Annotated in this window: 7 protein-coding genes; 3 read left to right on the top strand and 4 right to left on the bottom strand. The window is 70.9% G+C overall.

Annotated features, from left to right (window positions below; all coding sequences use genetic code 11):
• Positions 1–7 precede the first annotated feature (7 nt).
• Positions 8–616, bottom strand: a complete 609-nt coding sequence (locus HF526_RS30310; protein ID WP_169385013.1) for a DUF1707 domain-containing protein — start codon at positions 614–616, stop codon at positions 8–10.
• 107 nt (positions 617–723) lie between these two features.
• Between HF526_RS30310 and HF526_RS30305 the strand changes: the two genes are divergently transcribed.
• Together HF526_RS30305 and HF526_RS30300 are read left to right on the top strand one after the other, a co-directional pair.
• Complete coding sequence (locus HF526_RS30305; protein WP_169385012.1) at positions 724–2,079, top strand: decaprenylphosphoryl-beta-D-ribose oxidase; 1,356 nt, start codon at positions 724–726, stop codon at positions 2,077–2,079.
• On the top strand, positions 2,076–2,831 hold the full coding sequence (locus tag HF526_RS30300; protein ID WP_169385011.1) for a decaprenylphospho-beta-D-erythro-pentofuranosid-2-ulose 2-reductase: 756 nt from the start codon (positions 2,076–2,078) through the stop codon (positions 2,829–2,831). The genes HF526_RS30305 and HF526_RS30300 overlap by 4 nt, the downstream gene beginning before the upstream one ends.
• Before the next feature lie 36 nt (positions 2,832–2,867).
• Here the strand turns inward: HF526_RS30300 and HF526_RS30295 are convergent, their stop codons facing one another.
• The 3 genes from HF526_RS30295 to HF526_RS30285 form a co-directional block, all read right to left on the bottom strand.
• Positions 2,868–4,901, bottom strand: a complete 2,034-nt coding sequence (locus tag HF526_RS30295) for a hypothetical protein (protein ID WP_169385010.1) — start codon at positions 4,899–4,901, stop codon at positions 2,868–2,870.
• 163 nt (positions 4,902–5,064) lie between these two features.
• Complete coding sequence (locus HF526_RS30290) at positions 5,065–5,715, bottom strand: nitroreductase family protein (protein WP_169385009.1); 651 nt, start codon at positions 5,713–5,715, stop codon at positions 5,065–5,067.
• A 70-nt stretch (positions 5,716–5,785) separates the two neighbouring features.
• Positions 5,786–7,312, bottom strand: a complete 1,527-nt coding sequence (locus HF526_RS30285; RefSeq protein ID WP_169385008.1) for an acyltransferase family protein — start codon at positions 7,310–7,312, stop codon at positions 5,786–5,788.
• Between the two features lie 219 nt (positions 7,313–7,531).
• Between HF526_RS30285 and HF526_RS30280 the strand changes: the two genes are divergently transcribed.
• The gene (locus HF526_RS30280) at positions 7,532–10,789 is read left to right on the top strand and encodes an arabinosyltransferase domain-containing protein (RefSeq protein ID WP_169385007.1); all 3,258 of its coding nucleotides are present in this window, start codon (positions 7,532–7,534) and stop codon (positions 10,787–10,789) included.
• Positions 10,790–10,830: the final 41 nt, after the last annotated feature.

Genomic DNA, 10,830 nt, shown 5'->3' with positions numbered 1-10,830 from the left:
GGGTGGGTCAGAAGTAGCGGCCGGCGAAACGGTACCGGCGGCGGACGGTCACCGAGCCCATGCCGCTGCGGCCGTAGATGCGGAAATGCGGGTGGCCGGCCATGGGCACGGACGGGACCTTGGAGCGGACGTGACCCATCGAGGCGACCAGCCCGTCGACGTCGGCGGTCGCGTCGTCCGGGAGCAACAGCCGGGCCGATCCGGCGCCCATCTCCAGCTCGACCTCGATCACCGGGTGCGACAACTCGGCGTCGCAGAAGTCGAGCAGCACCGAGCCCATCCCGCTCTGCACGCGCAGCCGGGCGGGCACGGCCCACCCGCCCGTCCGCCTCAGCCCGCCCACGCCGGTGCGCAGCACCACCGGCGGCCCGACCGGCGTGGACAGCGGGGGCGGCGGCACCGTGACGTCGAGCGGGTCACCGGGCAGGTCCGCCAGCGGCGGGGCGAGGTCGGCACCGTAGCGCGCCGCGTAGACGACGGCGAGGCGCTCCTCCAGCTCCGAGACCGTGATGCGGCCCTCGGACAGCGCCTGGTGCAGGCGGGCCGCGGCACGCTCCCGGTCCGCGTCGGAGATGCGGATCCCCGGGCTGTCGCCGGACGGCGGCTGCACGCTCACCGGCCAGAGGATAGTGGTCCATCCGCCGAACAGCGCCGCGGCCGGGCAGCGGCCGCGGGCTCAAGCCGGAAATCGCCCGCCGATGGCGACCGCGTAGCCTGGCGCCGATGTCGAGCCGGACCACGAGCCTGCACGGATGGGGCCGCACCGCGCCCACCGTCGCCGAGGTGATCACCCCGCACCGCCCGGAGGATGTCGCGGCCGCGATCGCGGCCGCCGGCCCCCGAGGCGTCATCGCCCGCGGCCTCGGCCGCTCCTACGGTGACCCTGCCCAGAACGCCGGTGGAACCGTCCTGGACATGACCGGCCTGGACACCGTCCACTCGATCGACGCCGACAGCGGCCGCGTCGTCGTGGACGCCGGGGTCAGCCTGGACACCCTGATGCGCCGCGCGCTGCCGTTCGGCCTGTGGCTTCCGGTGCTCCCGGGCACCCGGCAGGTCACCATCGGCGGGGCGATCGGCGCCGACATCCACGGCAAGGCCCACCACGTCGTGGGCAGCTTCGGCAACCACGTCGAGTCGATCGAGATGGTCACCGCCGACGGCTCCCTGCGGACGCTGACCGCCGACGGCCCCGAGTCGGACCTGTTCTGGGCCACCGTCGGCGGCATGGGGCTGACCGGCGTGATCGTGCGCGCCACGCTGCGGCTGCACCACGTCGAGACCGCCTATTTCAAGGTCGACACCGAGCAGATCGACAACCTCGCCGACCTGATGGCGCGCCAGACCCAGGACGACGAGAAGTACGCCGAGTCGGTGTCGTGGTTCGACGCCGTCACCACGGGCCCGCACTTCGGCCGCGGCGTGCTCACCCGCGCCAACCACGCCAGGCTCGACGACCTGCCGCCCAAGCTGCGCCGCGACCCGCTGAAGTTCGACGCCCCGCAACTGCTGACCGTTCCCGACGTCTTCCCGCCCGGCCTGCTCAACAAGCTCACCGGCAAGGTCTTCAGCGAGCTCTGGTACCGGAAGTCGCCGACGAAGTTCGGTGCGATCCAGAACATCACGCAGTTCCTGCACCCGCTGGACATCGTCGGCGAGTGGAACCGCGGCTACGGCCCGCGCGGGTTCCTGCAGTACCAGTTCGTGGTGCCGCTGGAGCGCGGCGACGTGATCCGCACCGTGCTGGAGCGGATGACCGCGGCCGGCCAGGTGTCGGCGCTCAACGTGCTCAAGCGCTTCGGCGAGGGCAACCGGGCGCCGCTGTCGTTCCCCAAGCCGGGCTGGACACTGTGCGTGGACATCCCCGTCGGCCCCGGGCTCAGTGAGCTGTGCGACGAGCTCGACGAGCTCGTGCTCGACGCCGGTGGGCGGCACTACCTGGCGAAGGAGTCGCGGACCTCGCCGGAGGCGATCCGGCGCGGTTACCCGCGGCTCGAGGAGTGGAAGAAGGTCCGCGCCGAAGTGGACCCGGAGGGCGTGTTCGCCTCCGACATGGCACGACGACTGGAGCTTCTGTGATCGACGCAGTCGGCAACCCGCAGAGCATCCTGCTGCTGGGCGGGACCTCCGAGATCGGGCTGGCGGTCGTCGAGGCGTTCGCCGCCGACCGTCCGCTGCGCGTGGTGCTGGCCGCGCGCCCGTCGGACCGGCTCGACACCGCGAAGAGCAGGCTGGAGAAGGCCGGGTGTGCGGTCGAGACGCTCGACTTCGACGCTCGCGCGACCGACACGCACGCCGACGTGGTGCACAAGGCGTTCGCCGGCGGGGACATCGACGTCGCGGTCGTCGCGTTCGGACTGCTCGGCGACAACGAGCGGGCCTGGACCGATGTGGACGCCGCCGTCGAGCTGGCCCAGGTCAACTACACCGCCGCAGTGTCGGTCGGGGTCGCGCTGGCCGGCGAGTTGAAGCGCCAGGGGCACGGCGCGCTCGTCGCGCTGTCCTCCGTGGCCGGTGAGCGGGCCCGGCGGTCGAACTTCGTCTACGGCTCGACCAAGGCCGGCATGGACGCGTTCTACTCCGGGCTGACCGAGGCGCTGCGCCCGCACGGCGTCGTGGTCACGGTGGTGCGGCCCGGGTTCGTGCACACCCGGATGACCGCGGGCCTCAAGGCCGCCCCGCTGTCGACCACCCCCGACGCGGTCGCCGCGGTGATCGTCGACGCGGTGCGTACCAAGAAGGAACTGGTGTGGGCGCCGGCGCCGCTGCGCGTCGTCATGAGCGTGCTGCGACACCTTCCCCGCGCCATCTTCCGCCGCATCCCCGCCTGAGGACCCTCGTGCGGCGGGCTGCGGGCGCTTCCTGGCCTACCAGCCGATCACGTGGTCGCTCATCCACGGAAGCTCCAACACGTCGCGCACGGCCTCAACCTGGTCAGCCGGGACCGCAGCGAACGCCTCCGGACGCGTCAAGAACAGCTCCCTGATCTCCGCTGCCAGGTCGCTGATGCTGGTCGTTTCAGTCATCAGTTCGCCCGCCACAGTGTTCAGTTGGCGCGTCCAGGTGTTCGTGAGCGCAAAATACCACTGAGCGGCCGCAATCGGGTGCACCTTGTTATCGGAAGGATAATTGAAGTAAAAAACAGATGCATCGCCGACGTCCGATTGTAACGACGCCGCACGGAGAACGCCCGTGGCTGACGTCGGCGCATTAATTGCTGCGACCTGCTCAGAACGGTTCGCGACTCCGGCAGCGGTGGCGGGCAGTCCAACGCTCGCGAGGCCGGGGACAGCGAAGCCGAAAGATTGGGTCGCCGCTATCGACAGGGTGAGAGAAATAGCTGCCTTATGCATTGTGACACCCGGTCGCCGGGTACGAACTGGGGCGACAGTCTGGTCACGACGCCAGGATGAAAGGATGAACGCCGCCGCTATCGAGAGCAGGACCAGGCAGATGATCTCCAAGCCTGTGATGAATTTGAGCCCGTAGTAAGACACCTGTCCGTTCGCGCTGATCTGCATCGCCGCAAGGACGGCCGCCGCTGCAATGCCGATCAGGGGCACGCCGCTGAGCGTGCGAGCACGAACAGCGGAACTCGACAGTGTCCCCCGTCCGACCTTCGACAGACAGCCGACGGTTGAACATAGCGCGAGCGCCCCGAGAACCGCCGCCACGACGACACCCATGTCCGGTTGGACGATACCGCCCGTCAGGACCAGCGGATTACCAACAGGAAGCCGCGCGACGACCACAACTGCCCGTATGACACAGGCCAGACCGACAAGCACGATCACCGTTGTTGCCACACCATAACGCGTGGGCACGGCCCATCGCCCGCGACGAAGGGGCAGCGCAGCCATGACGGCGACAGGTGCAGCCGGAACAAGCAACAAGATCCACCCGTTTGCGATCCCCACCATCGCGCCGACCAGCGCTCCCACATGGAGGGGCGAAACCGCTCTGGCCATGGGAACGCCCACCAGTGCGGCAGCCCCCACCAGCGCGCATGCGAACACAAAGTTGGTGAAGCCCTCTTGAATCGCGTTCGATGCCGGACCGAAGAAGAAGACCGCTGCGACGAAAGCTGCGATAGGCGCGGCGATGACCGGCCGCCGGCGCAAGGAAGGCAGGGCACAGAGACCCGCGACCAGCGAAATACATGCGAGAATCGTAATGATCGCAACTGCATGCGTGTAGGCGACCAACTCTAGCCCCAGGTCACGTACGCGCGGGCCCAGGATGGTCTCGACCACAGCCGTCGCGAGCGCATGAAAGCCTTGCGGATAAGTAGCGAATTGCCAGCTCCCACCCGAAGGCGAGGGTGCAATCATATCTACAGTGACGCCGTATGTCCGAATCATGTGAACCATGCTGAAATGTGCCGAGTTATCCCACCCGGTCATCAACAGGCTCAACGCCTGAAATCCTGACTTCGGCTGCAACCAGGGGTAGAGCGCAGCGGCACCCAGGATCGCCAGCAATGGCGGAATTGCATCAACCGGCGCCAACTTCGGCATGAGCCGACGGATGCGAGAAGTGGGGTTGAAGGCCATACCCACCCACGCGCCGAGAGATGCGGTGACCACTGTGAGCAAGAGCGTGATTCTGCCTACGCCGCCGACGGGCAAGGGCCACCACCACAGGACCGGTATATATCCTGCGGCCAGACACGCTGCGAGCAAGATCCGACGCGATAGCTGACGGGATGTCGGGACCGCGAGCACGACAACTGCCAGGAAGGCCAGACCGATTTTGCCGTCGAGAACGCCGGATTGTCGCCCCAGGAACGCTGTCGCTCCCGTCAGCAACGCCAGCACAACGGCTCGCAGAAATCGGAATTCGAGCCTCAACGGCTGTGGTTCGGCCACAGTCGAGGCTTGTGCCGTCTGCACCGCTGTCACGCTGCTCCTGCTCTCGTCCGGCCAACCTGGCAGTCGACGCGCACCAAGAACCGTCGGGGTAGTCGGATCGGGAGCGTATGGACTGCTGATCAAGCCCCTTGACCGCCACACCCGACGCTTGACGAAATCGAGATGTTCGGGTGAGCAGGCGGCAGGTGCAGACTCACCAGGTGTTGACGTGCAGCACGGTGTCGAGGGGCTGGCGCGGGGCCGGCTTGAAGTCGGTCCCCTTGGTGTACGCGACCGGGAGCAGCACGCCCTGGCGGACCCGCGGCGGGATGCCGAGGAGCTCGGAGATCTCCTTCTCGTACTGCAGGTGCAGCGTGGTCCACGCGCTGCCCAGTCCGCGGGCGCGGGCCGCCAACTGGAAGCTCCAGGCGGCGGGCAGCAGCGATCCCCAGAGCCCGGCCTGGTTCCCCGCCGGCAGCTCCCCTCCGGCGAAGATGGCCCCGATGACCAGCACCGGGACATCGGCCATCGTCTCGGCGAGGTACTCCGCGCTGGACGCGACGCGGGCCTGGGTGGCGTCGCGGGCAGTGTCGTCGGTCTGCTTGCGGCCGGCGTAGGCCGGGGAGTTGCGGTAGGCGTCGAAGGCCCGCTGGTAGTAGCCGGCGATGGCCTTGCGCTGCTCGGGGTCGGTCACCACGATCCAGTGCCAGCCCTGGGTGTTGCTGCCGCTCGGGGCCTGCAGCGCGACCTCCAGGCACTCCCGGATCACTTCCAGCGGCACCGGCCGATCGAGGTCCAGCCGCTTGCGCACCGAGCGGGTCGTCGTCAGCAGTTCATCGGGGCCGAGGGGCAGCAGATCCGTCATTCCCCGATGATGTCGCGGATGCCGTCGAGCGGGGTATCGGGGGGCTGCGCTCGCCGCCTGCCGGACCCGCTCAGCTCGTGGCCTGCACCCAGGCCCGATGCTCCGATCGGCGCTCCCGGCTTTCGAGTGCGGCCGCCAGCACGACCGCGGACTGGACCGGGAGGGTTGAGGTGTGCCGCGACCACGGCGTGGGCCGGGCCGCCCTCGGGGCGCCCGACGCCGCGGGGACCGGGACCGGGCGCGGCCCCCGGCCGGGACCGGTCGGCTCGACGGCCGGGGTGAACCACAGCGGCGCCCCGGTCTGCTCGTTCTCGGGCGGCTCCGGGACGGGCCGCGGTGCCGTCACCGCGGCGGTGCGCAGCGCGAGGGCGACGGGGTCGCGCTCCTCGTCGACCGCTGCAGAAGCCGTGGCGACGGGTGCCGGCGCCGGGCGGCGGGCCCCCACCCAGCCGCGCATCCGGTTCCGCCACGGCTCCTCGATCGAGCGGTGCAGTAGCAGCGAGGCCAGCAGGGCCGCCAGCAGCACCACCGGGATGAGGGCGTGCGCGAGCACGGGCCGCTGGCCGAGCACGTCGTGCCGGGCCAGCGCGAACCAGTAGAGCTCGAAGATCGGGATGTGGACGAGGTAGAGGCTGTAGGAGATCCGGCCGCCGCGCACCATCGCGCTCCCGGAGAGCAGTCGCGCCGGGCCCCGGTCGGCCATCGCCAGTGCGCCCACCAGGATCGGGAACAGCACCAGGCCGGCGCCGCCGCGGTCCGGGCCGGCCTGCTCCCCCAGCAGCAGGCCCGCGATCAGCGCGAGCACGCTCCCGGTGGCCACCCACGACGCGATCCGCCGGTTGCGCTCGCTCTGCTGCACCCGCCGGACCACCAGGTAGGCGAGCACACCGGCGGAGAAGCCGGTCGCGATCCGGATCAGCCAGCTGAACGGAAAGTACGGGTTGCCGGTGCTGACGTAGGCCCAGGCCATCGGCGTCGTGACGGCCACCGCCGCCAGGGCGAGCACCGGGCGCGGCAGGTTGCGCAGCCGGAAGAACACCAGCGCGGTCACCGGGAAGCACAGGTACGCCAGCCACTCGGCACTGATCGACCAGGTCGAGCCGACCCAGGACGCGCCGTCGAAGTAGTCGTGCGTCCACAACTGGACCATGAACATCTGCTCGACCCACTGCTGAACGTTCACCGTGGGCTGCACGCTCTGGAAAGCGATGTTGCCGCTCGTGCCGAAGGCCAGCCGGGCCAGCAACCAGAGACCGAAGAGGTTGAACACCACGACGTAGGCGGGCCACATCCGGCAGACCCGAGCCCACACGAAGCGCACGGCAGGCCCGAGGTCGAGGCGGCGGCCCATCGTCTCCAGGTACGTGTACGCGATCACGAAGCCGCTGAGCACGAAGAACAGGTCCACGCCCAGCGCGCCGGCGGTGATCAGCGGGCCGAACACCTCGTTGACGACGGCAACGCCCGGCAGCGGGGTGAAGTGGAAGTGGAAGATCACCACCCACGCCGCGGCGACGATGCGCAGCCCGGTCAGCGCCCGAAGTTCGCCGTTCGCCCGAGAGGTCCCACCGGGGGCGGTTGTGCGGGCTGGGCTCATCGTCACACTGGCCGAAACGAGGCGCCCGGGTACGCGTTACGGGCGTCCCTCGACAGTGCCCTGAACGGAGCAATCGAATACGGAGTGTGTTCGATGTCCGAGATGGGCTTCGCGGCTACCCCGATCAAGCGACGACAACACGAGTGGCATAGCCCCACACAGCCGAACAGGCGATGGCTCGACCGGGTGTGAGGCGGCCCACGCTCTACGATCGGCGCAGTGCTGAGGTCCGAGCAGGTGACGGCCGATCGGCGAAGCGGTCTTCCCGCTCAACACCCGACGCCCGTCCCGCGCGAACCTCGCCGGCTGCGGTGGGTAGCGGCCACGCTGGGGCTTCTCGCCACTGCGCTCGCCCTCGCCTTCCCGTTCCTGCCGGTGCAGCAACACGCCGCGGAACTGCGCTGGCCGAGCGCGACCGGCGGGACCGCGCCGGTGAACGCCCCTCTTCTCGCGCTACGCCCACTTCGCTTCACCGCGGACGTGGCGTGCACCGCGGTCGCCGACCTGGCGGCCCGCTCTCCCGGGCCTGCCACCGTGCTGTCGACGACGCCGCCGACCTCCCCCGACGGGCCGCTGGTCGGGCTGCGGGTGACCGTGTCCGGCGGCTCGCTGACGGTGAGCAATCGTGGTCAGCAGATCGCCGAGGCAGCACTCCCGGCGGCCGCCCCGGGCTGCACGATGTCGATCACCTCCGACGGGACCCGGACCGCCGCCACCCTCGGTGGCCGGGAACTGTTCAGCGAAGCCGGCGACCAGCGTCCGCAGGTGATCGGGGTGTACTCCGACCTCGACGCCGGCCGCGACCGGCTGGCCGCCACCTCAGTACGGGTGGCGATCGACAACCGCTACGACAGCACCGCAACACCGCTCAAGACCGCGGCCGGTGCCGCGGCGGTGCTCGCGCTGCTGGGTGCGCTGTGGGCGCTGCAGCGCCTCGACGAGCAGCACGGGCGCCGGGCCCCGAAGGCGCTGCGCCGCCCCGCGCACGGACGCCGGACCGACATCGGCCGCGACCTCACCGTGGTCGGGGTACTGGCCGTCTGGCTGGTGATCGGCTCCGTCACCTCCGACGACGGCTACATCCTGAGCATCGCCCGCGCGTCGGAGACCTCGGGCTACATCGGCAACTACTACCGCTGGTTCAACGTGCCGGAGGCCCCCTTCGGCTGGTTCTACGAGCTCTACGCGGCCTGGGCACACGTCAGCGACGCGATGGCCTGGCTGCGGCTTCCCGCCTTCGTGATGGGTGTGACCTGCTGGCTGCTGCTCAGCCGCGGGATGCTGCCGCGGCTGGGCCGCCAGGTCCGGCGCAGCCGGGCCGCCGGTTGGGCGGCCGCCGCCGTCTTCCTGTGCTTCTGGCTGCCGTACAACAACGGGCTGCGCCCGGAGCCGGTCGTCGTGATCGGCGCGCTGCTGGCCCTCTACGCGGTCGAGCGGGCCATCGCCACCCGACGCCTGATCCCGCTGGCCGGCGGCCTGGTGGCCGCCGCGTTCGCCCTCGCCGCGACGCCGACGGGCCTGATGGCCGTGGCCCCGTTCCTGGTGGCGGCCCGCCAGGTGATCGGGCTACTGCGCGAGCGCTCGGCACGACTGGGCTGGGCGGCGGTACTCGCACCGCTCGCCGCGGCGGGCACGATCGTGCTGGTCGCGGTGTACGGCGACCAGACCTGGGCCACGATCGCCGAGGCGACCCGGGTGCGCACCCAGATCGGCCCCAACCTGTCCTGGTTCGCCGAGCTCTACCGCTACCAACTGCTCTTCTCCGAGGGCCGCGACGGGTCGCTGGAGCGCCGGTTCCCGGTCCTGCTGATCCTGCTGTGCACGGCGGTGTCCGTGGTCGTGCTGCTGCGCCGCGGCCGGATCCCCGGCGCCGCGGCCGGACCTGCCGGGCGGCTCATCGGCAGCACGGTGATCGCCTTCGTGGTGCTCGCACTGACCCCGACCAAGTGGACCCACCACTTCGGCGCCTTCGCCGCGCTGGGCGCCGGAATGGCCGCGCTCGCGGCGCTGGCCACGAGCGCCGAGGGGCTGCGTTCCCGGCGTAACCGGATGCTGTTCCTCGCCGCGGTGCTCGGCGTGACCTCGCTGGCGTTCACCGGGCCGAACGCGTGGTATTACGTGTCGAACTGGGGGGTGCCGTGGTTCGACAAGCCACCCTCGATCCACGGGCACGCCGCATCGACCGCGTTGCTGCTGGCCGCCGCGGTGGCCCTCGTCGTGGCCGCTGTCGAGCACCTGCGCGGGCCGGAGTACGCCCGCCAGGCCCGCCCCGCCCGGCCGCTGAACGCCGACCGTCGTGGGCTGGCGTTGCGGCTCGGGACCGCGCCGCTGGCCGTCATCTGCGGGATGCTGGTGCTGTTCGAGGTCGCCTCGCTGGCCAAGGGTGTGGCGCACCAGCAGGGCAGCTACTCGCTCGGCGGCGACATGCTGAGCGACCCGACCGGTTCGCAGTGCGGGCTGGCCGGACATCTGATGGTGGAGACCGACCCGGCGGCCGGGGTGCTCCGGCCCGCGCCCCCCGTCGGGACCGATCCCGACCAGACTCCCCTCGTCGACGGCTTCGTTCCCGACGGGGTGCCGCCCACCGGACCCGGATCCGCGACCGACACCAACGGCGACGGCTCGACGGACGCGTCGGTCACCGCGGCCGCCGCCGGGCCGGCGATCGGCCAGGTGCTGGGCAGCTACCGCCCCGAAGGCACCACGACGGCCACCCTGCGTTCGCAGTGGTACTCGCTGCCCGCCGCGGCGCGACGCGGCGACGCCCCGCTGGTCGTCGGCGTCGCGGGCCGGCTGGGCGACGGCACCGCGCTCACGCTCGAGTTCGGCCGGGCCGACGGGAACCGCATCGACACCGTCGACCGTGTCGAGTTCGGCGGCGGCTCGACCGCCATTCCGGCGACCGCCGACCCGGACGGCAACGCCTCGAGCGGACGGGGCTGGCGCGACCTGCGCGTCGGCCTCGCCGGCCGGCCGGCCGGCACGGCGGACCGGGTCCGGATCCTGGCCGAGGACCGCACGCTCAACCCCGAGGGCTGGTTGGCGCTGACCCCGCCCCGGGTGCCGAAGCTGACCCCGCTCACCCAGGTGGTGGGGAACCGGCCGGGTCTGCTGGACTGGCCGATCGCGTTCCCCAACCCGTGCCTGCGGCAGTACGACGTGCGCAACGGGGTCGCGGAGGTGCCGCAGTACCGGCTGCTGGCCGACCCGCAGCAGCGCGGGGTCGGCGAGAGCTGGGAGGAGCCGTCCGCGGGCGGCCCGCTCGCCTGGGTCCCGGAGGTGAGCCGCCAGCGTGTCGTGCCGCTGTACCTGGCCGGGCAGTGGGACTTCGATCCGGGCCAACTCCGGCTGCTCACGCCGTGGACGCCCACTCCCGCCCGACCTGACATCGTGACCGATCCCCAGATGCGCTGGGGCTGGCAGACCGACGGGCCGACGGGTGACCCGCCCCCGGGCCGGCCGAGCACGGCCCGGTGACCGGGCGAACCGGCTCATTTACCAGGACTCGATCCAACGGG

Origin of the sequence: Pseudonocardia acidicola (assembly GCF_012911935.1) — a bacterium.
Classification (GTDB): domain Bacteria; phylum Actinomycetota; class Actinomycetes; order Mycobacteriales; family Pseudonocardiaceae; genus Pseudonocardia; species Pseudonocardia acidicola.
The sequence above is the reverse complement of the archived record's forward strand: the minus strand, read 5'-3'. Positions and strand labels throughout refer to the sequence as shown.